General features: G+C 70.1%; 27 protein-coding genes and 1 tRNA gene. 16 read left to right on the top strand and 12 right to left on the bottom strand.

Going from position 1 to position 25,640, the window contains the following annotated elements:
• Nucleotides 1-85 precede the first annotated feature (85 nt).
• From ACTWPT_RS23420 to ACTWPT_RS23430, 3 genes are read left to right on the top strand one after another with little or no spacing between them, the layout of a single operon-like run.
• A complete protein-coding gene (locus ACTWPT_RS23420) occupies nt 86-700 on the top strand; it encodes a hypothetical protein (protein ID WP_443179568.1) in 615 nt (204 codons plus the stop codon).
• A complete protein-coding gene (locus ACTWPT_RS23425) occupies nt 684-1,931 on the top strand; it encodes a hypothetical protein (RefSeq protein ID WP_443179569.1) in 1,248 nt (415 codons plus the stop codon). The genes ACTWPT_RS23420 and ACTWPT_RS23425 overlap by 17 nt, the downstream gene beginning before the upstream one ends.
• Complete coding sequence (locus ACTWPT_RS23430; RefSeq protein ID WP_443179570.1) at nt 1,928-2,722, top strand: hypothetical protein; 795 nt, start codon at nt 1,928-1,930, stop codon at nt 2,720-2,722. Before ACTWPT_RS23425 ends, ACTWPT_RS23430 begins: the two co-directional genes overlap by 4 nt.
• Nucleotides 2,723-2,833: 111 nt before the next feature.
• Here ACTWPT_RS23430 and ACTWPT_RS23435 read toward each other — a convergent pair.
• The 3 genes from ACTWPT_RS23435 to ACTWPT_RS23445 form a co-directional block, all read right to left on the bottom strand.
• A tRNA-Ala gene (locus ACTWPT_RS23435) sits at nt 2,834-2,906 on the bottom strand.
• 114 nt (nt 2,907-3,020) lie between these two features.
• Nucleotides 3,021-4,508 carry a YfbK domain-containing protein gene (locus tag ACTWPT_RS23440; RefSeq protein ID WP_443179571.1) on the bottom strand — a complete coding sequence of 496 codons (1,488 nt, stop codon included), beginning with the start codon at nt 4,506-4,508 and terminating at the stop codon, nt 3,021-3,023.
• Between the two features lie 169 nt (nt 4,509-4,677).
• Nucleotides 4,678-5,697, bottom strand: a complete 1,020-nt coding sequence (locus ACTWPT_RS23445) for a type III polyketide synthase (RefSeq protein WP_443179572.1) — start codon at nt 5,695-5,697, stop codon at nt 4,678-4,680.
• A gap of 42 nt (nt 5,698-5,739) precedes the next feature.
• Here ACTWPT_RS23445 and ACTWPT_RS23450 point away from each other — a divergent pair, with 42 nt between their 5' ends.
• On the top strand, nt 5,740-6,717 hold the full coding sequence (locus ACTWPT_RS23450; RefSeq protein ID WP_443179573.1) for a helix-turn-helix domain-containing protein: 978 nt from the start codon (nt 5,740-5,742) through the stop codon (nt 6,715-6,717).
• Here ACTWPT_RS23450 and ACTWPT_RS23455 read toward each other — a convergent pair.
• The gene (locus tag ACTWPT_RS23455; RefSeq protein WP_443179574.1) at nt 6,698-7,792 is read right to left on the bottom strand and encodes a methyltransferase; all 1,095 of its coding nucleotides are present in this window, start codon (nt 7,790-7,792) and stop codon (nt 6,698-6,700) included. The genes ACTWPT_RS23450 and ACTWPT_RS23455 overlap by 20 nt on opposite strands.
• Nucleotides 7,793-7,883: 91 nt before the next feature.
• Between ACTWPT_RS23455 and ACTWPT_RS23460 the strand changes: the two genes are divergently transcribed.
• Entirely contained in the window at nt 7,884-8,246 is a 363-nt protein-coding gene (locus ACTWPT_RS23460) for a hypothetical protein (RefSeq protein WP_443179575.1), read from the top strand.
• Here ACTWPT_RS23460 and ACTWPT_RS23465 read toward each other — a convergent pair whose 3' ends face one another.
• Nucleotides 8,247-9,425, bottom strand: coding sequence for a winged helix DNA-binding domain-containing protein (locus tag ACTWPT_RS23465; protein ID WP_443179576.1), 1,179 nt, complete (start codon nt 9,423-9,425; stop codon nt 8,247-8,249).
• A gap of 46 nt (nt 9,426-9,471) precedes the next feature.
• Between ACTWPT_RS23465 and ACTWPT_RS23470 the strand changes: the two genes are divergently transcribed.
• Together ACTWPT_RS23470 and ACTWPT_RS23475 are read left to right on the top strand one after the other, a co-directional pair.
• A complete protein-coding gene (locus tag ACTWPT_RS23470; protein ID WP_443179577.1) occupies nt 9,472-9,732 on the top strand; it encodes a hypothetical protein in 261 nt (86 codons plus the stop codon).
• A 39-nt stretch (nt 9,733-9,771) separates the two neighbouring features.
• A complete protein-coding gene (locus tag ACTWPT_RS23475) occupies nt 9,772-10,674 on the top strand; it encodes a bifunctional helix-turn-helix transcriptional regulator/GNAT family N-acetyltransferase (protein WP_443179578.1) in 903 nt (300 codons plus the stop codon).
• Here the strand turns inward: ACTWPT_RS23475 and ACTWPT_RS23480 are convergent.
• From ACTWPT_RS23480 to ACTWPT_RS23495, 4 genes are all read right to left on the bottom strand, one after another.
• On the bottom strand, nt 10,613-11,530 hold the full coding sequence (locus ACTWPT_RS23480; RefSeq protein WP_443179579.1) for a pyridoxamine 5'-phosphate oxidase family protein: 918 nt from the start codon (nt 11,528-11,530) through the stop codon (nt 10,613-10,615). The two genes, ACTWPT_RS23475 and ACTWPT_RS23480, sit on opposite strands and share 62 nt — an antisense overlap.
• Nucleotides 11,530-11,973, bottom strand: a complete 444-nt coding sequence (locus tag ACTWPT_RS23485; RefSeq protein ID WP_443179580.1) for a VOC family protein — start codon at nt 11,971-11,973, stop codon at nt 11,530-11,532. Before ACTWPT_RS23485 ends, ACTWPT_RS23480 begins: the two co-directional genes overlap by 1 nt.
• 92 nt (nt 11,974-12,065) lie before the next feature.
• Nucleotides 12,066-12,635: a CGNR zinc finger domain-containing protein gene (locus ACTWPT_RS23490; protein ID WP_443179581.1), complete on the bottom strand. Its 570-nt coding sequence runs from the start codon at nt 12,633-12,635 to the stop codon at nt 12,066-12,068.
• A gap of 221 nt (nt 12,636-12,856) precedes the next feature.
• Entirely contained in the window at nt 12,857-13,807 is a 951-nt protein-coding gene (locus ACTWPT_RS23495; protein ID WP_443179582.1) for a GlxA family transcriptional regulator, read from the bottom strand.
• 71 nt (nt 13,808-13,878) lie between these two features.
• On the opposite strand from ACTWPT_RS23495, the gene ACTWPT_RS23500 reads away from it, so the two are divergent.
• Both ACTWPT_RS23500 and ACTWPT_RS23505 read left to right on the top strand, forming a co-directional pair.
• Nucleotides 13,879-15,150, top strand: coding sequence for an MFS transporter (locus ACTWPT_RS23500; RefSeq protein WP_443179583.1), 1,272 nt, complete (start codon nt 13,879-13,881; stop codon nt 15,148-15,150).
• Nucleotides 15,147-15,812 (top strand): peptidyl-tRNA hydrolase, encoded by a 666-nt coding sequence (locus ACTWPT_RS23505; protein WP_443179584.1) that lies wholly within the window; start codon nt 15,147-15,149, stop codon nt 15,810-15,812. Before ACTWPT_RS23500 ends, ACTWPT_RS23505 begins: the two co-directional genes overlap by 4 nt.
• Nucleotides 15,813-15,838: 26 nt before the next feature.
• Here ACTWPT_RS23505 and ACTWPT_RS23510 read toward each other — a convergent pair whose 3' ends face one another.
• The gene (locus ACTWPT_RS23510; RefSeq protein ID WP_443179585.1) at nt 15,839-16,798 is read right to left on the bottom strand and encodes a DUF3616 domain-containing protein; all 960 of its coding nucleotides are present in this window, start codon (nt 16,796-16,798) and stop codon (nt 15,839-15,841) included.
• 170 nt (nt 16,799-16,968) lie between these two features.
• Here ACTWPT_RS23510 and ACTWPT_RS23515 point away from each other — a divergent pair, with 170 nt between their 5' ends.
• The 6 genes from ACTWPT_RS23515 (at nt 16,969) to ACTWPT_RS23540 (ending at nt 23,030) form a co-directional block, all read left to right on the top strand.
• Entirely contained in the window at nt 16,969-17,730 is a 762-nt protein-coding gene (locus ACTWPT_RS23515) for a hypothetical protein (protein WP_443179586.1), read from the top strand.
• 36 nt (nt 17,731-17,766) lie between these two features.
• A complete protein-coding gene (gene ftsH, locus ACTWPT_RS23520) occupies nt 17,767-19,707 on the top strand; it encodes an ATP-dependent zinc metalloprotease FtsH (RefSeq protein ID WP_443179587.1) in 1,941 nt (646 codons plus the stop codon).
• A gap of 84 nt (nt 19,708-19,791) precedes the next feature.
• Nucleotides 19,792-20,445 (top strand): DUF937 domain-containing protein, encoded by a 654-nt coding sequence (locus ACTWPT_RS23525; protein WP_443179588.1) that lies wholly within the window; start codon nt 19,792-19,794, stop codon nt 20,443-20,445.
• A gap of 19 nt (nt 20,446-20,464) precedes the next feature.
• On the top strand, nt 20,465-21,046 hold the full coding sequence (locus ACTWPT_RS23530) for a nucleoside triphosphate pyrophosphatase (RefSeq protein WP_443179589.1): 582 nt from the start codon (nt 20,465-20,467) through the stop codon (nt 21,044-21,046).
• Between the two features lie 10 nt (nt 21,047-21,056).
• Nucleotides 21,057-21,821: an EI24 domain-containing protein gene (locus ACTWPT_RS23535; RefSeq protein ID WP_443179590.1), complete on the top strand. Its 765-nt coding sequence runs from the start codon at nt 21,057-21,059 to the stop codon at nt 21,819-21,821.
• Between the two features lie 123 nt (nt 21,822-21,944).
• On the top strand, nt 21,945-23,030 hold the full coding sequence (locus ACTWPT_RS23540) for a DUF4192 domain-containing protein (RefSeq protein ID WP_443179591.1): 1,086 nt from the start codon (nt 21,945-21,947) through the stop codon (nt 23,028-23,030).
• Between the two features lie 323 nt (nt 23,031-23,353).
• Here ACTWPT_RS23540 and ACTWPT_RS23545 read toward each other — a convergent pair whose 3' ends face one another.
• Entirely contained in the window at nt 23,354-23,698 is a 345-nt protein-coding gene (locus ACTWPT_RS23545) for a hypothetical protein (protein ID WP_443179592.1), read from the bottom strand.
• Nucleotides 23,699-23,831: 133 nt separating this feature from the next.
• Here ACTWPT_RS23545 and ACTWPT_RS23550 point away from each other — a divergent pair, with 133 nt between their 5' ends.
• A complete protein-coding gene (locus ACTWPT_RS23550; RefSeq protein WP_443179593.1) occupies nt 23,832-24,434 on the top strand; it encodes a DUF1707 and DUF4870 domain-containing protein in 603 nt (200 codons plus the stop codon).
• Between the two features lie 106 nt (nt 24,435-24,540).
• Here ACTWPT_RS23550 and ACTWPT_RS23555 read toward each other — a convergent pair whose 3' ends face one another.
• The gene (locus ACTWPT_RS23555) at nt 24,541-25,200 is read right to left on the bottom strand and encodes a septal ring lytic transglycosylase RlpA family protein (protein WP_443179594.1); all 660 of its coding nucleotides are present in this window, start codon (nt 25,198-25,200) and stop codon (nt 24,541-24,543) included.
• Nucleotides 25,201-25,640: the final 440 nt, after the last annotated feature.

Raw genomic sequence — 25,640 nt, forward strand, 5'->3', positions numbered from 1 at the left:
GGTCCACGACCAGGGGTGGGCGCTTCACCTACGATCCGGGCACAGCCTAGAGCTCGGCGAGATCCAGGCAGACGACCCTCTCATCGTGAGCGGCGACGGTCACACGATTGTCTACGTGCATAACAGTCGCGTGCAGGCACGCGACCTGCGGGACGGAACGGTCCACGACCTCGCCGACGCGGGCCGCCTTACTGACCTGCACATCTCCTTCGACGGCCGGGATGTCACGGTCTCCTACCGGGATCGGACGCTGATCGCGAACCTCCGGACCGGCGAGCGGCGCACGGTTCCCGATATCTGCGGGGTGTCCGGCCTGTCCGCCACCGTAGTGTGGGGTGTGCCCGGCTGCGAGCGCCGTGGGGAGGAAGCCCGGCTCGTGACCGTGCGGCGCGACGGGACGGGGACATTCGTCGGCAAACTGACCGGCGGGCTGGTATCGCCGGATCTGCGGCTTGTGGCGTCATATGAGGTCGACGGCGTTCTGATCAGCGACGCCACGTCCGGCAAGAAGATCAAATTGATCAAGAGAGAGAATCCCGACATCATCGCCTGGTTCAACGATCACGAAGTCATCGTCGAAGGATCGCCGTACCAGCTCATCGACGTCAAGACGGGCGACAAGCGCCACGACCCGGCGCTGCCGGACGAATGGATCCCTTACCTCGCGTGGCCGGGGGCGGGTAATGACTGGCTGGGCTGAACGGCAGGCACGCGCCGCGTCCCTGCTCGCCGGCCGATCGGCGGCGAGACTCGCCAGGGGCAGCGGCACCCCTGCCAGCTATTTCCGGATGTTTCGCCGCTTCCTGTCGCCGCTGCGTCTCTGGGACGCGCCCGCCTGGGGTCGTGGACTGTCCCGGCGGCAGCGGGCGATCCTCGTGGCGACGCTGCATGAGGGATGGGACGAGGAGGACACCGCCGAGCTGTGCGGGTTGAGCCAGGCCAAGGTACGAGCGCTCGCCGTACCGCAGGAGGAAAGGGCGGCGCTCGCCGCCCGGCTTCGGGAGGCGGCCACGACGCCGGGACCGGCGCCGGCACGCTTCCCAAAACTCGTCGCCTGCCTCTGCCTGCTCGGTGCCGCCGGCTCGGCTGCCGTCGTCCCGCTCGCATCGCCAGCGCCGCTGCCGATTCTGCCCGCCGTGGCAGCCGAGCCCATTCGGTACGGCATGCGCGTCCGGGAGGAGCTGTTCCCCGAACGGATCGAGCCGTTCGCCTCAGCGGACCCGTCCGAAGGATGGCTGGTGGTCGGCACGTCGGGACGGCGCTGGCGGCTACCGGACGCTCTCCCGCAAACCGACGTGCAGGTGAGCCCGGATGGCCGCAAGCTCGCCTACTACAGCCTCGCCCGGATGCAGGTGGTGATCCAGGACGTCATGACCGGTGCGATCATTCCCGTTCCGACCGCCTTCTACAAGGCTGCCCTGGCTTTTTCCGCCGACAGCCGCTATCTGGCCATGGAACAAGGGGACGACGTGGTCGTCACCGACGTACGGTCGGGCGTCGTCACGCGCATACGGGTCGACGAGTTGCTCCTTGGCTGGGCGGGCGATCATCTGGTGGTGAGCTACTCCTACGACGGGATCAAGGTCCTGGCCTTGGACGGCTCGGTGATCGCCAAGCCACGAGCGGAAGTGGGATCCCAATGGGAGCTGGCTGTATCGCCGGACGGCAAGGAGATCGCCGTGCCTTCCCGCGGGCGCGTCATGATCCTCGACCATGACGGCAAGGTGCTTCGGGAGGTCGACCCCGACGTGCCACCGACCGCCGAGCTCAGGCGCATCTATCGATGGGTGGGATCTGGCGAGGTGCTGCTCTATGCGCCTGGATACGGTTCAGCCACCGTCTACCTCATGGACGTGCTCACCGGCGCGACTCGGCCGGTCGCTCACGCTCCGCAGGTGGCCGGGCATGACATCACGATCGGAGCGGTATGAAGGTCCGGCTCGCCCTGGCGGCACTCCTGCTGACGGCCTGCTCTTCCGCCGCCCCCGAGGATCCGCGCCCGTTCGCGCCTACGCAGTCCCCCGTCCGCTGGATCCGCACGTCAGGTATCGCCCACCTCGCATCCGGCCAGGACGTGGCGATCCCGAGCGTCGCGAAGGTCGTGGCCGTGAGCCGCGATGGTCATCGCATCGCCTACATCGACGACGCCTCGGACCGTTACGTCGCGCTCGACCTGCGTACCGGTCAGATCCGGAAGCTCAACGCGAAACCGGTAGGCCGGGTCATGGCGCATGAGCCGCACCTGGCCATCTCGGGCGACGGCGTGTTCTTCGCCACCTCGCCTGCGAAGGTCGCGGAAACCACGATTACCAACTTTGATACCAGCGAGACCAGGATCATCAAGAATGTCTGCCGACTCTACGGCGTGACCGGTTCGGGGGTTCTCGGCACGCGGGACTGCGAGGGCGACAGCGACCTGCGCTGGGTCTCTCCAGGCAAGAAACCGCGCGTCTTCGAGCTCCTCAACCGCAACGACAAACCGTCGCTCTCACCCGATGGGAAGTTCATCGCGGTTCGAGGCTTCACGCTCATCGATTTCGCGACCGGTGAGGCGGTGCAGGACTTCCCGATCCCGGCCACCGCTCAGTGGCTCGATGCCGATCACCTCCTGGCCAGGACCGACAACGGCTATTACGCCGCCGATATCGGAACCGGCACCCTCACCAAACTCACTGTGAACGCGCCCCCGCACGAGACGGTCCTGTTCGGCCGGTGGCAGTAGCGGCCCCCTTAATCGCCATCTGGGCATACAAGGCAGTCTTCACCCGCATAAAGATCAAGGGCGGCCGGATCAGCGAGATCGCTTACCGACCGCCCTTTGACGACGATGTTGTGGAGCTATGGGGATTCGAACCCCAGACCTCCTCCATGCCATGGAGGCGCGCTACCAACTGCGCTATAGCCCCTTTGCCACGTAAGAGTTTATCGGACTCCAGGACTCCCAAAGCACGCTCTGGCCAACTCCCTCGGGAGAAGCGCCCCCGGCCCAGCCGAACGGTTGGCTGGGCCGGGTCGGTCGTCTAGCCGACCGAGCGGGCCTTTTCGATGAGGGTGGCCAGCTCCGACACCATCGGGTCCTCGGAGCTCGCGGCCAGCCGCGAGGCGTGCTCGCCGAGCTCGGGCAGGTCCATGCCGAACGCCTTCCTGTCCCGCAGATAAACGGCGAACGCCGCTGCGACCACGTCCACCTGGAGCCGGACCGGTGTCGCCTTGGCCCACACGTCCGCGGCCAGATCCTCGGCCTGGAGCGACTTACTCGCCTCGGAGGCGGCGCGGGTGTCGGGGTGCTGCCAGCGGACGGTGGCCTGGGCGAGCTGCCCGGAGGCGCCGGGCTTGAGGCGGATCGAGTAGAGGGCCGTGACGGAGTGGCCAGGGCCGATCTCGCCGCCGTCCTTGCTGTCGTCGCGGAACTCCTCGGTGGTCAGGGCGCGGTTCTCGTACCCGATGAGCCGGTAGCTCTCCACGACCGACGGGTTGAACACCACCTGGGCCTTGGCGTCGCGGGCCCGCAGCTCGATGGTCGCGGGCAGTTGCGTGGTGAAGATCTTGTCGGCTTCCTCCTGGGAGCTGACGTACACGGCCAGGCCGTCGCCGTTGTCGGCCAGCTGCTCCATCAGCTCGTCGCCGTACTCCCTGCCGACGCCGACCGTGAGCAGCGCGACCTGCTTGGCCGCGTGCTCCTTGACCCGCTCCAGGATCTCCTGCCACTCGGTGCTGCCCTGGTTGGCCAGGCCGTCGGAGAGGAGGATGACCCGGTTCGTGGCGGCGGGGCGGAACGCCTTGGACGCCTCCTCGAAGCCGGTGACCAGGCCGGCCTCCAGGTTCGTGCCGCCGTCGACGACGAGCCGGTCCACTGCGCTCTTCAGCTCGTCCCTGGCGGTCAGCGGGGTCATCGACGCCAGCACCTCGGCCTCGTCGTCGAACGCCACGATCGACACCTGGTCGCCGGGCGCGAGCTGGTCGAGCAGCGTGAGCAGGGCCGACTTGACCAGGTCGAGGCGTCCGGCCTCGGCCATCGAGCCGGACACGTCCACCACGAACGTGAGGTTGGCGGGCCGCCGCGCCGCCGTGTCGGACGCGCGCGTCTGCAGGCCCACGCGCAGCACGGCCTCGTCGCGACCGGGCAGCTTCGCGCCGTCCACGTGCACGGCGAACCCGTCGTCCGGCGGCTGTGCGTAGTCCTGCCTGAAGGCGTTGACCCACTCCTCCGGGCGGATCTCGCCGGGCGCGGGCCAGCGGCCCTCCTGGAGGGTACGGCGGGCGTAGCCGTACGAGGCGGTGTCCACGTCCAGCGCGAACGTGGAGATCTGGGCCGTGGTCGTGTCCTGCTCGTCGTTCTCCTGGATGGGTGACTTCGTGGGGGCGGGCCGGTACGGCGACGCGGCCGGCTGCTGGGCGTGCTGGGGAGCGTTCTCGTCGCTGGTCGCCTTGCCGCCGGAGCCGCCGCAGGCCGCGACGGCGAGGAGCGCAGTGAGCCCGGCGCCGATCGCTAACGGGCGAATTCTCATCTCAACCACCTCCGCCCCGTACGACGGAACTGGATCTACAGTGGCCGGGCCGGTGACTCAAGCGAGCACAAACCGCGATCGATACGTGATCAGTTGTGACAGATGGTGCTGCCGAGGCATCGGTTTCAGGCAGCCAGCGCCGCCAGGCCGATCAGGACCAGGTACGCGCTCACCAGTGCAGCAGGAGCAACTCGGCGGAGAAGCCCGGCCCCAGGGCGAGCAGCACGGCGGGCGCGTCCGGCCGAGCCCGGGTCTCCTGCAGCACGTGGAGCACCGAGACCGACGACAGGTTGCCGTGCTCCCGCAGCGAGCGCCAAGTGACGTCGAGGGCCTTGGGCGGCAGGCCGAGGGTGTCCACGATCTTCTCGATGACCTTGGGCCCGCCAGGATGGCAGATCCACGTGGCGACCTGGTCCGGGGTCAGGCCGTAGTCGGTGAGAAAGGCCCGGACGTCGGCGGCCAGCACCTCCTCCACGAAGGCGGTCAGCTCCGGGTCCAGCACGATGCGGAACCCGCGGTCGCCCACCTCCCACCCCATGAGGTGCTCGGTGCCGGGGTAGAGGCGGCTGCGGGTGGCCACGACCTCGGGTCCCGGCCCGCGGCCGGTCGCCACGACAGCCGCCGCGCCGTCCCCGAACAGGCCGCTGGCCACGAGGTTCGCGATCGAGGTGTCGTCGCGCTGGATCGTCAGCGAGCACAGCTCCACACAGACCAGCGCCGCCGCGTGTCCCGGCCAGCCACGCAGGTAGTCGTGCAGGCGCGCCAGCCCGGACGCGCCGGCCGCGCAGCCGAGGCCGAACATGGGCACGCGTTTGACGTCCGGCCGCAGCCCGACGCGCTGGGCCAGCCGGGCGTCGAGCGAGGGCGTGGCCAGGCCTGTGGTGGAGCAGAACAGCAGGTGGTCGATCTTCTCGGGGCGTACGCCGGACTTGTCGAGCGCGCCGCGCAGCGCCTGCTCGGTCAGGTCGAGGGCGATCTCGACGTACATGTCGTTCGCGCGGGCGAAGGAGTCGAGCTTGGCGTAGTCCGCCAGCGGGAGTGCCAGATTGCGGCCGGTCACGCCCGTCGCGGCGTGGAAGCGCCGCAAGAGCTCGTCGTCGCAGTCGGTCAGCCGGGAGAACGCCTCGGTGATCTCCGCTTGGTCGTAGCGGTTATCCGGCAAAACCGTCTGTACACCCGAAATGTGCATATATCACTCCTGCCGCGGAGAGGGCCCGGCTAACATGCGGGCATGCCGCTGCCGGATCCGTACCGCCCCCACAGGGTGGCCGTGCTCGCCTTCGACGGGATGGCGCCGTTCGAGCTGGGCTGCGTCGTGGAGCTGTTCGGGCTGCCCAGGCCCGAGCTGGACGTCCCCTGGTACGACCTCAAGGTGTGCGCCGAGACGCTGGAGCCGCTCAGAGTGGTGGGCGGGTTCACCATGCGGGCCGAGCACGGGCTGGACGTGCTGGCCGGGGCCGACACGGTGATCGTTCCCGGGGCAGACGTGCGCGCGCCGGTGTCCGGCGAGCTGGTCGCGGCCCTACGGCAGGCGCACGCGCGTGGCACGCGCATGGTGTCGATCTGCTCGGGCGCGTTCGCTCTGGCCGCCGCCGGGCTGCTGGATGGACGCGTGGCGACCACGCACTGGAGGTACGCCGACCTGCTCCAGGAGCGTCACCCCACCGTGCGCGTCAACCCGTCGGTCCTGTACGTGGACGAGGGGGACGTGATGACCAGCGCCGGCAGCGCCGCGGGGCTCGACCTGCTGATCCACCTCGTCCGCACCGATCACGGCCCCGGCGTGGCCAACACCGTGGCCCGCCGCCTGGTCGTGCCGCCGCACCGGGAGGGCGGGCAGGCACAGTTCATCGAGGCCGCGGTCACGGCGGTCGAGGACGATGACGCGATGGCCAGGGCGATGTCGTGGGCCATGGACAACCTGGCCCGGCCCATTGCCGTAGCGGACCTGGCCCGGGTGGCGAACATGTCGCAACGGTCGTTCATCCGGCATTTCAAGCGGCAGACCGGCACCAGCCCGCTGCGGTGGGTGATCGCGCAGCGGGTGGCCGCCAGCCTGGCGATGCTGGAGTCCACGGCGGCGCCGGTGGAGGAGATCGGGGCGGCGGTCGGGTTCGAGAGCCCGGTAACGTTCCGCCACCATTTCTCCAAGACCATGCGTACGTCGCCCTCGGCGTACCGGAAAACGTTCAGCGGGCGCGCGGGGTGAGCCGCCAGAGCGACGTCACCTCAGCGGCGCGGGCCGCGTGCAGCGGATCCGCCGCGTCCTTCGGCCGATGGTGGCGCGGCGCGACGTCCCGGCGGCCGGCGACCCGCAGCCCCGCCCGCTCGAACGCGCCCAGCAGCTCGTCCCTGCTGCGCAACCCCAGGTGCTCGGCCAGATCGGAAAGGATCAGCCAGCCCTCGCCTCCAGGCTCGAGGTGCTCGGACAGCCCGTCGAGGAACCCGCGCAACATCCGCCCGCCTGGATCGTAAACGGCCTGGTCGAGGGGCGAGATCGGGGTGGCGGGCAGCCACGGCGGATTGCACACGACCAGCGGCGCCCGTCCCGGCGGGAACAGGTTCGCCCGCACGACCTCCACCTTGCCGTCCAGCCCCAGCCGCGCGACGTTGTCCTCGGCGCAGTCCACCGCCCGCTGCTCGAGGTCGGTGGCCACGACGTGCCGGACGCCGCGCCTGGCGAGCACCGCCGCCAGCACCCCCGTGCCCGTGCCGACGTCGAACGCCAGCCGGTCGGCAGGCAGCGGCGCCTCGGCGACCAGATCGACGTATTCGCCCCTGATGGGGGAGAACACGCCGTGGTGCGGGTGGACACGGGCGCCGAGGGCGGGGACGTACACGCCCTTCTCGCGCCACTCGTGCGCGCCGATCAGGCCGAGCAGCTCGCGCAACTGGCCCACGCCCGGGGGCGCCTGCGGGCCGTACACCTCGGCGCAGGCCTCCCGCACGTCCGGCGCCCTGCGCAACGGCACCACGTGGCCGGCGTCGTAAGGGATGAGCAGCATGCCGAGGGTGTGGGCGCGCTGGGACCGCGCCTGGCGGTGGCGGTGGAAGCCGGCGCCCGGGGCGGCGGGCTTGCAGCGGCGTCCCATGGCGCTCAGGAGCTGACGGGCGTTGTGGAAGTCGCCGCGCCACAGGAGCGCGGTGCCTTCGCAGGCGAGACGATAGGCGGTGGCGGCTCTCATCCGGTCGTCGGCGACCACGACACGCTGGGGCGGCGGCACTCCCAGCGCCGAACGCCACTCCGCCGACCGTTCCCGCCCCGCCTCGGTCCATCGGATCATCAGGACTCGACCGTTTCATGGACCGCGCCCCTAGGCGAGCCATTTTTAACTTAGCAGTGCTAAATTAACTTAGCGACGCTAAGGAGACAGGATGGACGCTACCGTCATCCCATACACGGCCGGGGCGGTCACCTCGGCCGACGGCACGACGATCGGATATCGGCGGCTCGGCAGCGGACCCGGTCTGATTCTCATGAGCGGGGGTTACCTCGCCGCCCCGCACTACATGGAGCTGGCGACCAGCGAAGGCTACGCCGACCTGCGTGCGGAGGTTCTGTTAATGGACGGCGAGAAGACCCCGCCTCCGGTGCGCAACGCGCTCGAGGCCATGCACCGCACCGTGCCGCAGGCGAAGCGCGTCACGTTGCGCGGCGTCGGGCGCGAGGCGCCGGTCAACCACCGTGGCGTCCCCGAACGCGTGGCCGAAGCGCTCCGGGCGTTCTTCGCGCCGTGATCATTCCTGGGCGAACCGCACATCACAGCCTGCGGCCCCGCGTAGCTCGGCAATGGCCGCGGCTTCGGCCTCGATCCGGTCGCGGTCCCGGGATCCGAGCGGGGCGGCGAGCGGTTCCACCTCGATCCGCAGCCGCTTGCCCTGTTTCCGCTGCCGCCACGTCGCCACCAGCCGCCCTTCGGCCAGGACCGTGCCCGGTTCGCCGATAGACCGCCAGATCCGCCGGTGCAGGTCCTTGTCGGGAACCAGCTGTTCCCGGCCGGGGGTCTGGATGTAGGGGTCGCGCGGGGGCAGTAGCCGGACCCCGCGAACCGGGTCGGGAGACTGCAGGGCGTCGAGATCGTCCGCCAGCAGCCAGGCGGGACGCCCGTCCAGTTCTACCTCCGCCAGTTCGTCCTCGATGAGCCGCAGGACGTCCCTCTGTGCCAGGCCGGTCCACGCGGCGAAGCCCTCAGACCTCGAAGGGCCGTAACAGCGCAGGTAGCGGCGGACGAGCTCGGCCCGCGCCGCCTGGGGATCGGCGTCCGGCAGCGGCTTGCCGAGCCATTCGGCCGTGAGCACGAAAGGCGCCTTGTTCCCGCTACGTGGGGCGAAGCAGATCGTGCCCTTGAGCGCGACGATCCGGAGGACGAAGTGCACGACGCCCTCGCCCCAGGGCTGGCCGGCCGCGTACGGGCCTTGCGTCTGCCACGCCCGGGCCTGCTCCGGCGGCAGGTGCGGCACGATGCGCTCGCTGAGCCGCGCGCCCAGCTCGTCGATGGCGAGCCGGCGCCCCGCCATGACCGCCTCCAGCTCGCGCTCCGTCCACGCCACGGCCTCGCCGAGGCTCATGCCGAGCTTGGCCAGCGCCTGCTCGACGCCGAGGATGAACCGCCGCCGCGCGGTCTCCCCGTCGGGAAGGACGCCGGCCGTGAAGACCGGCGCGTCCTCCGTCGGGAACAGGAACGGTGCGCCCCGCATCGACCAGGTCTGCAGGAGCGTCTTGTCGGTCTCGATCGCGCAGGCCGCCTGCTCGGAGGTCACGTCGTCGACCCTCGCGTGCAGGGCGAGCAGCGCCGACCCCGGTGGGCTGTTCTGGATCGCGCACGCCCCGGCCGCGGACAGGAGCGACCCCGCCGGGAGCCGGCGGTCGAGGTGGTGCGCCCGGAGCCGGAACGCCGCGATCTGGTCCGTGTCCACGGTCCCCTCCTAGCATTATCGAACTATTGTTCTTATAATGATCGACATGGAACTCACCTCGGAGGAACTACCCGAACTCTGGCGGCCGCCGATCGTGGAGGGCGCCGGCGCGGCACGCTACCTGCTGGCATGGGGCGACGACGCCGAAGGTGTGCGATGGGGCTTCCTGCTCTGGCCGCCCAGGACGCGCCAGACGGCCGACGGCGCGGAACATGACGGGCAGGCGCGCTGGGTGCGCTGGGAGGACATCCGGCCCATCGCCGGTGAGGACTACAGCACGGTGCCCGTGGCGGACCGGCTCCTGTGACCTCTCCCCGATGAAGCATTCTCTGACTAAAGTCAGAGAATGGACGTTTCGACGATCGCACAGGTGCGCAGGTTCCAGCGGACCGTGACGCAGCGGATCGGCGCACTCGACGACAGGTTCCTGGCCAGGGACCGCCCGCTCGGCCAGGCGCGGGTGCTGTGGGAGATCGGCGCGGCAGGGAGCGAGGTACGCGCCCTGCGTGCGCGGCTGGAGCTCGACTCGGGATACCTGAGCCGGTTGCTGCGCGCTCTGGAGGCCGACGGGCTGGTCGTCGTCGACGACGGGGGCGGCTCCGACGGGCGGGTCCGCACGGCCCGGCTCACCCCGGCGGGTCTCGCCGAGCGGGAGGAGCTGGACCGCAGATCCGACGAGGCTGCCACATCGATCCTCGAGCCGCTCTCCACCCGGCAGCGCGAGCGCCTGGTGGCCGCGATGTCGGAGGTCGAACGGCTGCTCCTCGCCTCGACGGTCGCCATCGACGTGCTCGACCCGCACCACCCGCACGCCCGCCACTGCATCCAGGCGTACGTCGACGAGTTGGCCGGCCGGTTCGACGGCGGCTTCGACCCGGCTCACAGCATCTCGGCCGACGATCATGAGCTCCGCCCGCCGGCCGGGATGCTGCTGGTCGCCACGCTCCGCGCCGAGCCGGTCGGATGCGTGGCGCTCAAGCTGCACCCCGGTGGCGGATACGCCCAGCTCAAGCGCATGTGGGTGGACCCCTCCACGCGTGGACTCGGCCTGGGACGCCGCCTGCTCGCCGAGGCCGAGGGCCGGGCGGCGGCGAACGGCGTCCGCACGGTGCGGCTGGAGACCAACCGGTCGCTCGCCGAGGCCATCGCCCTGTACCGGGCGTCGGGCTATCGCGAGGTGGAGCCTTTCAACGACGAGCCGTACGCCCACCACTGGTTCGAGAAGCGTCTCCGGGAACCGGCGGATTGAAGCGGTGGTAGCCGGGTGCCGTCCAGCCCGGCGCGACGGTCCCTGCGACGTGGGCGTACTCGTCCAGTTCGAACCGCACCAGCCGCTGTGCCCCCGGCACGTCGCCGGAGTCCCAGTCCACCCGGGCCCGCCCGGTCAGGTGCAGCGTCTCCCCGCGTTCCCAGTCCACGAACAGCAGTCCGGCCGCCGGGTTCAGCTCCAGGTTGCCCAGCGTCATGTACATCGAGTTGCCGACGTAGTCCGGGAACACCAGTGATGCGGGCCCCATGACCTGTACGAACCCTGGATTGCCGCCGCGGTGCGACACGTCCGCGCCGAGCCCTTCGACGCCGGTGGCGATGAAGAACGTGTCCGCGGTGCCGATCCACTCCTGGTGACGGGCCAGGAGCGCGGTCCCGCCACCGAGTCCCGCCGGGGTGGGGGCAGGCGCGGAGGGGGGCTCGCGGGTCTGGATGTACTTGGGGCAGTTCGCGTAGACCTGCTCCGTCCACACCACCAGTGCGTTCCCCGCCTGCACGGCGGTGCCGTTCACGCGCATCCTGCGCCGCGTGTGCGGTTCGATGGCCAGCAGCCCGATGTCCCGCTCCCGGGTGAACAGGCCGTCCAAGGGCGGACGGGGCAGGGCGTTCGCCACGATCGTGCGATCGTCCTCGGGGGAGGCGAAGCCCGGCGGGCCGGTCATCACACCGGCCCAGAAGCGGCCCCGGTCGTCGGCCGCGCCCACGACGAGCATGTGCTGCTCGCGCAGGAAGGCGGCCGCCACGTCCGGGATCTCCGGGCGGGTGCGAGAGCTGCCGCGGTCTTCCCCGCGCACCCCTGCCCGCCGCTGCACGGCGATCTCGCCTGGGTGCCTCATTAGAAGAACCCGCAGGTCGGCGCGCTGGACGTGGGCGCAGGGCGGTCGCTGGCGGCATCCGGTGCGTAGATCTCCAGGCGGATGCCGTCAGGGTCTTCGAAGAACACACCGCCTGACGAGGCGCCCTCGCCGTGCGGCACGATGCCGTCGTGGTGCAGGGTCGCCCCGATCTCCCTGATGACCGCCTCGGCCCTCCGCACCGCGGCGAGGTCCGCGACCTGGAACGACAGGTGGTGCAGCCCTGGCAGGGCGGTGGCGAAGCGGCCCGCGCTCTGCTGCCAGAGGGTCAGCACCAGCGTCCCGTCCTGCGCCAGGAACGCGTAGCGGCGGTCGTCCTGCTGCGACTCGCCCGCCACCGTGAAGCCGAAGATCCGCCGGTAGAACTCCTTGGACTTGTCGAGATCGGTGACGTTGAGTCCAATGTGCCCCGTCTGGAACGACATTCCGCACTCCTCCATCATCTAACGGATGCACGGCTGACTTGCCGTTAGAAGTACTATAACGGCAAATCGTCGTCGCAGGCGTTAGGTGTGGGTCATTTCTTGTGCTCCCGGTAGTGCCTGGCCGCTCTCGCGCGGTTGCCGCAGGCCGTCGAGCACCACTCCTGACGTGGGTGTTCCTTGATGAAATAGAGCACGCAGCGCGGCGCCTGGCAGGTACGCAACTGCGTGCGCTCCGCCCCCGCCAGGAACTCCACGGCGGCCGTCGCGAGCGCGCCCCGCACCCGTACGGACGGCTCGGTCTCCACGGCGGGTGCGGTGAAGAGCGCCGGCTGCCCGTTCCAGGACAGTTGCGGGGCCCGGGGTGCGACGAGGGCAGTGGCGTTGACCAGGGCCAGCGACTCCGCGAACGTGGGCAGATCGGCCGCGTCGGCCCGGCTCGGCGGGTCCGGGTCCACGGCCCTGGCGAACAGCGCGCGCACGGCCTGGCGCAGGCGCACGGTCTCCTCGCGCGCCTCCTCCGTGGCCGCGAAGCCGGGATCGACGTCCAGTTCGGCCGCGTGGGCGCGTACCCACGCCGTCGTGGCGTCCACGTCGGCCAGCAGGTCGATCAATCCGGAACGGTCGGCCCTGATCGTGCTGACGAACTCGAGGGTCAGGGACATTCCCCCAATCTAACGCTTGCGGGCACCCCGACCCGTGAGGGTGCAGAAAGTCGTGCACGGCGACCAGCAGGACCGCGTACGGCTGGGACAGGTCGAGGTGCCCGGCCACCCGCGGGTCATCCAGGATCGCGTCCGGGTCCTTCAGATCGCCTTCCAGCGCGAGGACGTTGTCCTGGCAGCCCCGCGCCGATGTCGACGAACTGGTGCACGACGGAGGGGGATCAGGTGCGGCGGAACGTATGCCGGTAGGCCAGTGGCGCCACTCCCACCGCCGCGTGCAGGTGCTGGCGCAGCGAGACCGCCGTGCCGAAGCCCGCCCGCCTGGCCACCTCCTCCACCCCGAGATCCGTCGTCTCCAGCAGTTGCCTGGCGTGCTGCACCCGTTGCCCGGCCAGCCACTTGGCCGGGCTCATGCCGGTCTCCGCGCGAAAACGCCTGGTGAACGTGCGCACGCTCATCCTGGCGTGCTCGGCGAGCGCGCTCAGATCGAGCGGGGTCTCGAGGTGGGCCAGCATCCACGCGCGGGTGGCCGCGGTGCCGCCGGCGGCCTCGTACGGAAGCGGGCGCTCGACGTACTGCGCCTGGCCGCCTTCCCGCCACGGCGGCATGACGCAGCGGCGGGCGGCGCGGTTGGCCACCTCGCTTCCGTGGTCGCGCCTGATCACGTGCAGGCACAGGTCCATCCCCGCCGCCACCCCGGCCGAGGTCAGCACGTCGCCGTCGTCCACGAACAACACGTCGGCGTCCAGTTTCACCTCCGGGAACAACGCGGCGAAGCGGGCCGCCTCGCGCCAGTGCGTGGTGGCCGGGCGGCCGTCGAGCAGGCCGGCCGCCGCCAGCACGAACGACCCCGTGCAGATCGACATCGTCCGCGGCCGGCCCTGCAGCGCCGCTTGCAGGGTGTCCGAGATCGTGCCGTCCTTCAGTGCCCGGCCCGCGTGGATGCCGGGCACCAGCACCGTGTCGGCCGTGTCGAGCACGTCCAGGCCGTGGTCGGGCAGCACGCTGTAGCCGGCCGAGCACCGGACCGGCCGCCGGCCCTCGGAGCAGGTCACCACCTCGTACAACTTCTCGCCCTCCGGTGTCTCCGCCGACCAGAACACCTGGCCGGGCACGCCGAGGTCGAGTGGGGCGAAGTGGTTGAGCACCACGACGGCAACACGATGAGGCATGGCCTGATTTTTTCACATATTGGCTTTCCGGCCACTCGCGACCATGTAAGGAGATAAATCAGGATTGGCGCATGACGTTGAGCACTTCCCCCGGGGCCACCACCCGCCGCAGGCTCCACAGGGCCTGGTTCGTGGCGGCCGTCGCCTTCGTGGCGATCCTGGGCGCCGCCGGGTTCCGCGCCACCCCGGGCGTGCTGATCACTCCACTGCGGGAGGAGTTCGGCTGGTCCACCGGCACGATCTCGCTGGCCGTATCGATCAACCTGGTGCTCTACGGGCTGACCGCGCCGTTCGCCGCCGCACTGATGGACCGCTTCGGTATGCGCCGCGTGGTCGCGATCGCGCTGCTGCTGATCGCCGTTGGCAGCGGGTTCACCGTCATGATGACGGCGAGCTGGCAGTTGCTGCTGCTCTGGGGCGTGTTCGTGGGGCTCGGGACCGGGTCGATGGCGCTGGTGTTCGCCGCGACCGTGGTCGACCGGTGGTTCGTCAGGCACCGCGGGTTGGTCACCGGCATCCTCACCGCGGCCGGCGCCACCGGGCAGCTGATCTTCCTGCCGGTGCTGGCTCACCTTGCCCAGGGGCCGGGGTGGCGGGTCGCCTCGCTCGCCGTCGCCGGGTCGGCGCTGGCCGTGGTGCCGTTCGTGTGGTGGTTGCTGCGCGACCATCCGGAGGATGTGGGCACGACCGCTCTGGGCGCGGAGCCGGGCGCGGTGCGTACCGAGCCGAGCAAGGTCAACGCCGCGGTCCGGGCGGTCACGGTGCTCGCCCGAGCAGCGCGTACGCGGCCGTTCTGGTTGCTCGCGGGCGGCTTCGCGATCTGCGGGATGAGTACGAACGGGCTGGTCGGCACCCACTTCATCCCCGCCGCGCACGACCACGGCATGGCCGAGCCGGTCGCGGCCTCCCTGCTGGCGGTCATCGGGATCTTCGACATCGTGGGCACGGTCGCCTCCGGCTGGCTCAGCGACAAGATGGATCCCAAGGTGCTGCTCGGCGTCTACTACGGGTTGCGCGGGCTGTCGCTGATGGTGCTGCCCAGTCTGTTCGCGGCCACGACCGAGCCCAGCATGTTGATCTTCATCGTGTTCTACGGCCTGGACTGGGTGGCGACCGTGCCGCCCACGGTGGCGCTGTGCCGGCGCATCTACGGCGCCGACGGGGCCGTGGTGTTCGGGTGGGTGTTCGGCTCGCACCAGATCGGCGCCGCGTTCGCGGCCGTCGGCGCCGGTCTGACCCGTGACCACCTGGGCGCCTACGACCTCGCCTGGTACGGCGCCGGCGCACTCTGCCTCCTGGCCGCCGGCATGTCCCTGGCGATCGGGCATGCTAAGAAGCAATGAACGAGCTCTATGTGCTGCCGCTGGTCGTCAGGATCGAGCGGGCCACACCCCCTGAGCGCACTGACGCGCTGGAAGCCGCCGCCATGGCGGTGCTGAGCCTGCTCGACAACCCGGGGGAGTGGGTCGCCGAACTCCACGCCTGGCAGTCAACCGGCAAGATCCGCAAGGTTGTGCGCCGGGCCCGAGGCGCCGAGTGGCGGCGCGCGATCGCGCTGCCCGGGCGCACCGTCGAGCACCGCACGGCGGAGGTACGCGTGCACCCGCCCGTGCCGCTCGACGACTGGCCGAGGGACCTCGCGCGACTCCAGGTGGGAGGCACCGAACTGGCCGACGCCGCCGAGCCGCCGCCTGCCGGGCCGCCGATCTTGTGGGCCAACCCGGAGCTGGAGATGTCCGCGGGCAAGGCCATGGCGCAGGCCGGGCACGCCGCCCAGCTCGCCTGGTGGGCCAGTGACGCGGCCGAGCGTACGGCCTGGCGCGAGAGCGGGCTCGCTGTTTCCGTGCGCACGGCCGCCCTGGACGACTTCCACGCGAAGGTGGCCGCCGGGCTGCCCGTGGTGCGCGACGCCGGGTTCACCGAGATCGAGCCGGGCTCGTGCACGTTCGTGGCGGACGCGCCCTGGCTCTACGGTGGGTCGCGTTCAGCGGCCCACCGCAGGTAGCCCAGCGTGCGCCTATGGGCGGGTCGCTAAATCGTGAACACGTCGGCCAGCACGCCGCCGGCCGGGGTGATCCGCGCGGGTGACGGGCTGTCGTACACGACCATGAGCCTGCCGTCGTCCAGCCGCGTCAGTCCCTCGGGGTGGTCGCAGCCCACGCCGTAAGGCAGCTCGAGCACGATCTCCAGCTGGTCCTTGGGCACGACGCCCTGCCGCTCGGCCGGCCGCCAGCGCACGATGCGCACCGGGCCGTCGAGGTCCATGGTCGGGCCGGTGAGCAGCAGCAGCGAGTCGCCGTCCGGGCACAGGTCCCGCACGCCCAGCCCGTCCAGGTCCAGGAAGTGCTTGCGGTACGGCTCCCGTACGCGTAGCCGCCGCCGGCCGGCGTCGTCCAGCCGCAGCTCGAGAACCACCGCCCAGCCCCGAAGCACCGGGCCGCGCAACCCGATGTAGACCTGCTCGGAGACGACGGCGATGCCCTCGACGTCGAAGCCGTTGTCCTTGCCAGGCAGCGCCAGGAACGGAGCAAGGTGCCGGTCCTCGCGCAGGTGCGCGGTGAGGTTGTGCGCCCCGGCCAGGATCGCGCCGGGGCCGGGGACCTCGTCACGCAGCGGCAGGCGGGCCAGGATGAAGCGGTTCTCCTCCCTGACCACCGTGGCAAGCCGGTCGGCGGCCTTCTCCGGATCCTTCGACTTGACCCGCTTGCGCTTGAGGCCGTGCGAGCCGACCAGCCAGAGGCAGCCGTTCGCCCGGGCCATGCCTTCGATGTCGGCCTCGTCCTCCGGTCCCGCGGGCAGCTCGACGTAGTCGGCCAGCCGGTAGGTGCGCTGGCCCCCGAAGTGGTCGTCCGACCATGCCAGATGCTCGAAGGTCGCGGTCTCGTCGCCGGCGACCCAGAGACCGTTCGCGCTCTGCCGGATCGCTGAGAGATTCGTGTGTGTTTGAGACGCTTGCGAGGCGTGGTCGAATCGCAACTCCACCTGTTCCACGAGGCCATGATTGCACTTCGGTAGCTTCTCGGGCGTAATGGCGGGATATGTCGTACGCTCCCGTCGTGCTCGATGGGGAAGATGAGATCAAGGGTTCCCGAGTGAGAACCGTCACCAGGCCTGGAACCCCTGTTTCTCCGCCCAGACGCTCCCGCATCGGAGACCTCCGCATGCGGGATCTGTATCGGGGGCTCGCTGTGGCCGCCGCCGTCGCGGCAGCCGCCGTGACGCTGGTCGTGGTGCTCCCGTCGGAGCCGGACGAGGTCGTCGCGGGGCCGGTAACCGCGCCGCCGGCCGCGCCGTCCTCGTCCGGCTCCACCGCACCGCCCAGCCCCGCGGCCGGCGACACCCCTGTGGAACCGGCCACGCGGACGGACGGCGCGACCCTCGCGCCCGGCTACACGGCCATGGAGGCCCTGTACGCCGACCCGCGCGTCCCGCGGCTGACCGGCGGGGTCAAGCGCATGACCCTGTCGTCGCCGTCCCGGCGCGTCGTCGAGGACAAGCGCACCGGCCTGGCCGTGCCCAGACTCCCCAAGCCGTGGAAGACGTACGGGGCGGCGCCGTTCAGCACCAGGCAGGTGCTCCCCAAGACGCGCGGGACGAGCCTGCGTGGCATGCTCGTCACCTGCCCGCTGCCGATCATGGAGCAGGAGTCCGCTCGCGACACAGCGCTGCTGGCCGCCCGTTGGACGCTCAACCACCACCCCGAAGGCGCCAAGATCAGCTGGCTCGCCTCGCAGCCCGTCAAGCGCGGCTGGATGCTCGTTTACCGCGTCACGTACGGCAAGCACACCTCGCGCGCGGCCGTCGTGATCATGGATGGGGGAATGGGCAAGCCCGGTCTGGTGTTCGTCACAGTGCCTGACGCGCAGCGAAAGCAGTGGCGGGACCTCAGCCGCGTGGTCTCCGGGGTGCGTGTTCTAGGCTAGAAAGATCATGGTTGCGGCGATATGGGGAGTGACGCCGTGGAACGCTCTGGACCGCCGCAAGCAGCGGACAAGGGCAAGGGCAAGCCGCCCTGGCGCTCGGAGGGTCTGCCAGGAGGCAGACCCAAGATCAACTGGTGGCGATTCGTCGTCACCTTGCTCGTCGTGTACGCGGCCTTCTTCGTCGTCTCGTCGTTCGTCGACAGCGGATCCGTCGAGACGATCTCGTACACCGAGTTCACCAAGCAGGTCAACGCCAAGAACGTCAAGGACATCTACGCCCAGGGCCTGTCGGTCGAGGGCGACCTGAGGTCGGCGGGGAAGAACCCCGAGAGCGGTGAGTCGTACACCAAGTTCGCCACCGAGATCCCGGCCTTCGCCAACACCGACCAGCTCGACCAGCAGCTCGCCACCGGCCAGGTCGAGATCACCTCACAGCCGATCACCCGTGGCTTCTTCTCCAACCTGCTGCTGTCGCTGCTGCCCGTGCTGCTGCTGGCCGGCCTGTGGATCTGGATCATGCGGCGCGGCGCCAGCATGATGGGCGGCGGCCTGGGCGGCCTCGGCAAGTCCAAGGCGGCCAAGCCGGTCGAGGCCGCGAAGGTGCGGGTGACGTTCGAGGACGTCGCGGGCATCGACGAGGTCGAGAACGAGCTCGTCGAGGTCGTCGACTACCTCAAGGACCCGGACAAGTACCGCAGGCTCGGCGCCAAGCTGCCCAAGGGCGTGCTGCTCGCCGGTCCTCCCGGCACCGGCAAGACGCTGCTGGCCAGGGCGGTCGCGGGCGAGGCCAAGGTGCCGTACTTCTCCGCCTCCGCCTCCGAGTTCATCGAGATGATCGTCGGCGTGGGCGCCTCCCGCGTGCGCGACCTGTTCGAGGAGGCGCGGAAGGTGGCGCCGTCGATCGTGTTCATCGACGAGATCGACGCCATCGGGCGCGCCAGGGGCGGCGCCGGCGGCATCGGCGGGCACGACGAGCGCGAGCAGACGCTCAACCAGATCCTCACCGAGATGGACGGCTTCTCCGGCGCCGAGGGCGTGATCGTCATCGGGGCCACGAACCGTCCCGAGGTCCTCGACCCGGCGCTGCTGCGTCCCGGGCGCTTCGACCGTACGGTGCAGGTGGGACTGCCCGACGCGGCCGGACGTACCGCGATCCTCGGGGTGCACTCGCGCGGCGTGCCGCTTGATGGGGAGGTGGCCCTCGACCAGCTCGCCAAGACCACGCCCGGCATGACCGGCGCCGACCTGGCCAACCTGGTCAACGAGGCCGCCCTGCTCGCAGCCAAGCGCGGCAAGGAGAAGGTCACGATGGCCGACTTCGCCGACGCGCTGGAGAAGCTGCAGCTCGGCGCGGCCCGCAGCATCGTGATGCCCGAGGAGGAGCGCACCAGGACCGCCTTCCACGAGGCCGGCCACGCGCTGCTCGGCATGCTCCAGCCGGGCGCCGACCCGGTCAGGAAGATCTCGATCATCCCGCGCGGCCGGGCGCTCGGCGTCACGCTGTCCACCCCGGACAGCGACCGGTACGCCTACGACGAGCAATACCTCCGCGGCCGCATCACCGGCGCGCTCGGCGGCATGGCGGCCGAGCAGGTCGTGTACGGCGTCATCACCACCGGCGCCGAGAGCGACCTCGAACAGGTCACCATGATCGCCCGTGGCATGGTCGGCCGCTGGGGCATGTCGGAGAAGATCGGCCCGCTGACCATCCTGCCCAACGACGGCCAGCAGCCGCAGGCCTCGCCCGTCACCCTTGCCATGGTCGACGAGGAGGCGCGGCGCATCGTGGACGAATGCTACGAACGCGCCATCCAGGTGCTTTCTGACAACCGCGACAAGCTCGACGGCATCGTGGCCGCTCTGCTGGAGCACGAGACGCTCGATGAGGTGAGCGCGTACGCCGCCGCCGGCCTGACCAGCAGCTCCACGGTCGCCGCCGGTCTGACCAGCAGCTCCACGGCCACCGCCGAACGGTAATTTTTCCCGAGAATTAGCGCAAGACGGGCATTGATTCGATGCTGTCTCGGGAAGCTCTCCCCCGACAACGATCGGGGGAGAGCTGTGACGCTGCACGACGAGCTTCTCGAGCAGCTCGGAGAGCCGGGCCTTCAACAGGTCGCCGTCATGCTCGGCACCGATCCGGCTCACGCCCGCGACGTCGTCCAGGCCGTGACCGCCATCATCGTGGGCGGCCTGGCCCGCAACGCCCAGCACCCTGACGGCGCCGACGCGCTTCGGGGGGCGCTGGAGGACCACGTGGACGCCGACCCCTTCAACGGCGACGTGGCCTCGCTGACCCGTGACGGGCACAGCATCCTCGGGCACGTACTCGGCGGTCAGGGGACCGAGCAGGCCGCGGGCGGGCTGGCGCGGCTCGCCGGCATCGACACCGGCGCCGTCATGAAGCTGCTGCCGCTCATCGCGCCCATGGTGATGTTCTTGCTGGCCGACCGGGCGGCGCGCCACGACATGGACGCCAGGGACGTGGCCGACGACCTGGAACGAGAGCGGGCGGCGGTGCCAGGCGGCCTGGGGGAGGCGCTCGACGGGCTGCTGGCGAACATCCTCGGCAGCGCCCTGCCAGGTTGGCCGTACGTGGGGAGGGAGCTCGCGGCGGACATGTCGCACGGAGCGTACGGCGAATTGGAGCCGGGACCGTCAGGCGAGCCGGAGCAGGGGGACCCCACTACGGGCAGGTCGAACCCCGACTGGTGAGGACCGGTAGGCTGGTGCGGTGATCGTTCTGGCCTCAGCTTCAGCCGCCCGACTGGCCCTCCTGCGCAGTGCCGGCCTCGACCCCAAGGTGATCGTCAGCGGGGTCGACGAGGACGCCTACACCGCGCACAGCCCTGCCGCGCTCAGCCTGGTGCTGGCCAAGGCGAAGGCGGAGGCCGTGGCGAGCGGGCTCGACGAGGGGCTGGTCATCGGCTGCGACTCGATCCTGGAGCTCGACGGCCGCCCGTACGGCAAGCCGGCCTCCGAGGAGGAGGTCGTGGAGCGGTGGCGGCTCATGCGCGGCCGCACCGGCCGCCTCGTGACGGGCCACTGCGTGATCGACGTCCCGACGGGCCGGCAGGCTGCGGAGGTGGCCACGACCGTGGTCCGCTTCGGCCAGCCGTCCGACGAGGAGATCGCCGCGTACGCCGCCACCGGCGAGCCGCTCAACCTGGCCGGGGCGTTCAGCATCGAGGGGCGCGGCGGGTGGTTCGTCGAGGGCATCGAGGGCGACCACGGCAACGTGCTCGGCATCTCGTTGCCGCTGCTTCGCGACCTGTTCGCGGAGCTGGGCTACGCGGTGACCGCCTTCTGGCGCTAGCCTGCCGGGCATGCGATCAGTGCGTGACTTCACCTCCGGCATAGGGTTCTTCCTCCAGGGGTTCGGGTGGGTGGCCAGGAACGGGCGGTGGTGGGCGTTCGGGATGATCCCGGCGCTGATCGCGTTCTCCGTCTACGTGGTGGCGCTGATCTTCCTGGGCACCAACGCCAGTGATCTGGCCGCGTTCCTGACACCGTTCGCGGATTCGTGGAGCTGGCGCGAGCTGTTCCGGACGCTGGTGGGGATCGCGTTGTTCGTCGGCGGGCTGGCGGTGGCGGTGCTGACGTTCGCGGCGGTCACCCTGGCGATCGGGGAGCCGTTCTACGAGAAGTTGTCATCGGCGGTGGACGCACTCGAGCGCGAGGTCGAGCAGCCGTTCTGGCGTACGCTGCCGCGCTCGATCAGGGACAGCCTGGTGACGCTGTTCTATGTGCTGCTGTTCACGGTGCCGCTGTTCTTCCTGGGCTTCGTGCCCGTCGTCGGCCAGACCGTGGTGCCGGTGCTGGGGGCCGCCGTGTCCGGATTTTTCCTGACAGTCGAGCTCACCACGCTGGCGCTGGAACGGCGGGGCATGGCCCGCAAGCAGCGCTTCGCGCTCCTGCGCGCTAACAAGGCCAGTGCGCTGGGGTTCGGGGTGGCGGTGTTCCTGCTGTTCCTGGTGCCGTTCGTGGCGGTGATCGCCATGCCGGCCGCGGTGGCGGGCGCCGCGCTCCTCGTACGCCACCGGCTGGTCCCCGCCCAGCCCGGACCCCACGGACCCGCCACGCCCGCGTGACGCCCGTCGGGGGACATCGACGGGAAGGCGTCGTCCACAGGCCAGGCCGAGCAGAGCACCCTCATCCCCAGAACCCCGTTCGGTCCCACGCCGCGACCCGTCCGCCCGGCACCCTTACCGTCCATGACGACCAACGCCTCCCCCGCCTACGAGCCCTGCCTCACCCTGACCAGCCCCGCCGACATCCTGGCCGCCGTCCCCTACCTGGTCGGCTTCCACCCGAGCAGCAGCCTCGTCATCATCGGGCTCGACCGTGGCCAGGCCAAGATGGTGGTCAGATGGGGTCTGCCGCTCCCACCGGGGGCCCTCGCCCCGCTGGCGCCGCTGTTCGACCGGGAGGGCGTCACCCAGGTCGTCATCATCGGCTACGGCGCAGGAGACGCGGTCACGCCCGTGGTGGACGAGGCCAGGCTCCTGGCGGCCAAGGCCGAGGTCCACGTCGGTGAGGCACTGCGGGCCCACGAGGGCCGCTATTGGTCATACGTCTGCGATCTGCCGAGGTGCTGCCCGGCGGAGGGCACGCCGTACGATCCTACGACGAGCCAGATCGCAGCCGAGGCGACCGTGCGCGGCCTGGTCGCCCTGCCCGACCGCGAGGCCCTGGAGCGCACTGTGGCCCCCGTCACGGGACCCGTGCGGATGGCGATGCGCCGCGCCACGGCCGACGCCATCGCGGAGCTCAGGTCCAGACTCGCGGCCGACGCGGACCTGGACGCCTTCGCCCGACACTACGTGGCGGAAGGCCTGGCACGCGTCCGATCAGCGCTGGCCACCCACACCGAAGGCGGTCGGCTGTCCGACGCGGAAGCAGCGAGGCTGGGCCTCGGCCTCGCGATCACCAGGGTCCGCGACGAGGCCTGGACGCTCATGCGCGAGTCCCATGCCTCGCTGTGGAAGGACCTGACCCGCAGGCTCGAGCCCCGTTTCGTCCCGCCCGCCGCGTCCCTGCTGGCTATGGCTGCCTGGCGGGCGGGAAACAGCGTGCAGGCCACCATCGCACTCGAACGCGCTCTGACCGTCGACCCCGCCTACTCGATGGCGAACCTTCTCATGCACGCGGTCCAAAATCTGCTGTCCCCAGCCATCATGCGAGATCGCATGCCCACCCCCGCCGAACTCGACGCGGCCATGGGCCGCGCGCACGCGGGCTGGCTCCTCCCACTGGTCAACCTCCTGGACGAGGAAGACCCACCCATCCCACCCGCATGACCCACACCTCTCGACCCCCACGCCAGAGGATCCGCACTGAAGTGCGGCGAAGGGCGGGAAAGCGCACCGCTCTGGTGCCCCGGCCGCGGGTTCCCGCCGTTCAGACCCGGCACCCTGCGGATGAGCGACGCCGTCGTCGGCTGCTCGACCTGCACCCCTCGACATCCTCCTCAAAAAACCCGCGCCGAACTACGGCGAAAGGGCGGAGAAGCAAACGTAGGTACGTAGTCGTGGTGACGAGCGGGAAACGAGGCTGGGGGTCGGCAGGGGAGTGAGTGGGGACGAAAACGGGGTCAAGGGTGCGGCGGGACAAATGTGTTGGACTAGAGGGTTCCTTCCTCGCGGCGCCTTCGCTCGTTATAAGCACGCATGCGCGGCGGATACCCCGTGAGCTGAACGTCGTACACCGGCAATGCAAGATCGCGAGCGACCTTGTGAATCACCGAGGGGGATCCGACCCTTCGCCTGGTCCATTCGCCGTCGTCGGCCACCGCCACAGCCGTCGTGTCGGTGGCGAACGTCTCTGGCTCGACATAGAACTCGACGCCACGCCGCGAACGGGCAAAGGCGATAAGCGCTTCGATGTCGGCGTCTGTCGCCTCACGGTCGAACTTCGCGACCTTAGGGCCGCGTTGCCGACGAAGGCCGTAGCGGTCTCGCCATCTCATGCATCCTTTTTATACCGTCTGGAGCCCGCGCGCGTCGGGGATGATCTAGGGGACACATCCGGGATTCTCCCGATACCACCCGCGGCATTGGCGACGCAGTATGAGGGGGACAGCTCATTACCTAAGGAGAGGCATGGCGACTATGGCTGGGGTACCGACAACCCCCGGGCCGGGACAGGTGCCGCCAGCACATTTGCGCGTCACCAACCAGGACCGAGAGCACGTGGTCGAGCACGTCCAGGCGGCGTACGCGGAAGGCCGCTTCGACAAGCTCGAGTTCGACGACCGGCTGGAGCGCGCGATGACGGCGCGCACCCACGGGGACCTGATGCCCATCATGACCGAGCTGTACGGCACCCAGGTCGCGCCCCAGCTCACCCCACGGCCGACCCAGGCTCGCCCGGGGCCGAGCTCCGGCGCGCCGGAGAGCAACGAGCGCCTCGGCGCGGCCGCCGCCCATCTCCTCGTACTCCTCGGGATTCCGATCGCGGGCCCGCTGATTCTGCTGCTCACCGGCGGCAAGACGTCGCCCTACATCCGCAGGCACGCCCTGGAGGCGCTCAACTTCCAGATCACGGTGGTCGGCGCGACGTTCTTGCTACCGCTCACCGTCATCGGCGTCGTGCTGCTGCCGGTCATCTGGGTCGCGTCCGTCGTGCTCGCCATCGTCGGCGGCGTCTCCGCACTGTCGGAGAGCAACTTCCGCTATCCCATGACCATTCGCCTGGTCAAATGAGCCCTCGCCCATATTTCGCGTGATCGTGACCTCTGTGCCCTTCCCGCCCTTTCTGGGGAGGAGAGTCGATGAAAGGACGGCGCGGGGCCGATCATGCGAAGGGGGCTCAGCGGGCCAGGACCTCATACTTGACCCTCATGACGCCCGCGCCGGTGTTGCCGATGGCGGAGAAGGCGGCGGCGGAGAGGTCGAGGCAGCGACCGCCGATGTACGGACCCCGGTCGTTGATGCGGACCGTGACCGACTCGCCATTGTTGGGGTTCGTCACGCGGACCTTGCTGCCCAGGGGGAGGGTCTTGTGGGCGGCGGTCATGGCGGAGGGGTTGAAGCGCTCGCCGCTGGCCGTCATCTGGGGTTCGTCGTAGAACGAGGCGCCGCATGAGCCGGACGACAGGACCCGGACCTTGGGCTTCGCGGCCTCGGTCTTGGCCCTGGTCGGCCGCTGCGAGGGCTTGGCCGACGCCTCGGTGGGGTTGGCGGGCTGCTCCGTGGGCTTGGCCGGGTTCGGGTAGGCGGCCGACGGCGGTTTGGGGGCGGGGGTCTTCAGGGTGGGTTGGCGGGCCGCTTCGTTGGCCGTCGCCGGTTCGGTGGTAGGGGGCGATCCCTGAGCCGCGGCAGGGGCGGCCGTGTGCGTCGGGGAGTCGTCGTTGGCGAGGGTCGCCCATGCGGCGGACGAGGCGGTGACGAGGACGACGGTCCCCACCGCGATGGCGATCCAGCGGCGCCTGCCGGTGGGGGACGGCTTCTGGGGGGAGTGCTGACCCAAGGTAAACCACGGTCCTAGATAGGGGAAAGGGCAGGGAAAGACCGGTCCGCAGGATGGGAGGGGTGTGCGGCGGCCGATCCGTCGGCGCGGCAGGGGGTCCGCGCGGTGAGGACGAACATAAGGGACAAATAGGAAGTAAAGACACCTTAATGCAATGTTCAGTGACATATATCACTTAGGTCGCAAGATCGCCCAAAACGTCAACGTATGCCATGGATCTTGGGCGTTCAGGATCCCCGCGCCGCGCCACCCGCTGGCAGCGCGCGGGTGGCTTCCATAACCGGTCCGCCGGGATCAGAGATCAGCATGTGAGGGCCGTGAGCCGTCAGAACGCTAGAGCCGTCACCGGTCGCAACAGGGCAGACGTCCGCAGTTCAGAACGTGAGGGACGTCAGCAGTCGGAACAGGGGAGACGCCCAGAGCAGAACGTGAGGGACGTG

Source organism: Nonomuraea sp. 3N208, assembly GCF_052245935.1.
Classification (GTDB): domain Bacteria; phylum Actinomycetota; class Actinomycetes; order Streptosporangiales; family Streptosporangiaceae; genus Nonomuraea.

What these genes read in the sequence shown, in the direction of transcription:
- ACTWPT_RS23545 (WP_443179592.1), bottom strand. Translation starts at nt 23,698, where the DNA reads ATGAGATGGCGAGACCGCTACGGCCTTCGTCGGCAACGCGGCCCTAAG.
- ACTWPT_RS23460 (WP_443179575.1), top strand. Translation starts at nt 7,884, where the DNA reads ATGGACGCTACCGTCATCCCATACACGGCCGGGGCGGTCACCTCGGCC.
- ACTWPT_RS23490 (WP_443179581.1), bottom strand. Translation starts at nt 12,635, where the DNA reads ATGTCCCTGACCCTCGAGTTCGTCAGCACGATCAGGGCCGACCGTTCC.
- ACTWPT_RS23515 (WP_443179586.1), top strand. Translation starts at nt 16,969, where the DNA reads ATGCGGGATCTGTATCGGGGGCTCGCTGTGGCCGCCGCCGTCGCGGCA.
- ACTWPT_RS23455 (WP_443179574.1), bottom strand. Translation starts at nt 7,792, where the DNA reads ATGATCCGATGGACCGAGGCGGGGCGGGAACGGTCGGCGGAGTGGCGT.
- ACTWPT_RS23485 (WP_443179580.1), bottom strand. Translation starts at nt 11,973, where the DNA reads ATGTCGTTCCAGACGGGGCACATTGGACTCAACGTCACCGATCTCGAC.
- ACTWPT_RS23505 (WP_443179584.1), top strand. Translation starts at nt 15,147, where the DNA reads ATGAACGAGCTCTATGTGCTGCCGCTGGTCGTCAGGATCGAGCGGGCC.
- ACTWPT_RS23480 (WP_443179579.1), bottom strand. Translation starts at nt 11,530, where the DNA reads ATGAGGCACCCAGGCGAGATCGCCGTGCAGCGGCGGGCAGGGGTGCGC.
- ACTWPT_RS23475 (WP_443179578.1), top strand. Translation starts at nt 9,772, where the DNA reads ATGGACGTTTCGACGATCGCACAGGTGCGCAGGTTCCAGCGGACCGTG.
- ACTWPT_RS23425 (WP_443179569.1), top strand. Translation starts at nt 684, where the DNA reads ATGACTGGCTGGGCTGAACGGCAGGCACGCGCCGCGTCCCTGCTCGCC.
- ACTWPT_RS23540 (WP_443179591.1), top strand. Translation starts at nt 21,945, where the DNA reads ATGACGACCAACGCCTCCCCCGCCTACGAGCCCTGCCTCACCCTGACC.
- ACTWPT_RS23535 (WP_443179590.1), top strand. Translation starts at nt 21,057, where the DNA reads ATGCGATCAGTGCGTGACTTCACCTCCGGCATAGGGTTCTTCCTCCAG.
- ACTWPT_RS23445 (WP_443179572.1), bottom strand. Translation starts at nt 5,697, where the DNA reads ATGCACATTTCGGGTGTACAGACGGTTTTGCCGGATAACCGCTACGAC.
- ACTWPT_RS23495 (WP_443179582.1), bottom strand. Translation starts at nt 13,807, where the DNA reads ATGCCTCATCGTGTTGCCGTCGTGGTGCTCAACCACTTCGCCCCACTC.
- ACTWPT_RS23470 (WP_443179577.1), top strand. Translation starts at nt 9,472, where the DNA reads ATGGAACTCACCTCGGAGGAACTACCCGAACTCTGGCGGCCGCCGATC.
- ACTWPT_RS23440 (WP_443179571.1), bottom strand. Translation starts at nt 4,508, where the DNA reads ATGAGAATTCGCCCGTTAGCGATCGGCGCCGGGCTCACTGCGCTCCTC.
- ACTWPT_RS23430 (WP_443179570.1), top strand. Translation starts at nt 1,928, where the DNA reads ATGAAGGTCCGGCTCGCCCTGGCGGCACTCCTGCTGACGGCCTGCTCT.
- ACTWPT_RS23500 (WP_443179583.1), top strand. Translation starts at nt 13,879, where the DNA reads ATGACGTTGAGCACTTCCCCCGGGGCCACCACCCGCCGCAGGCTCCAC.
- ACTWPT_RS23450 (WP_443179573.1), top strand. Translation starts at nt 5,740, where the DNA reads ATGCCGCTGCCGGATCCGTACCGCCCCCACAGGGTGGCCGTGCTCGCC.
- ACTWPT_RS23550 (WP_443179593.1), top strand. Translation starts at nt 23,832, where the DNA reads ATGGCGACTATGGCTGGGGTACCGACAACCCCCGGGCCGGGACAGGTG.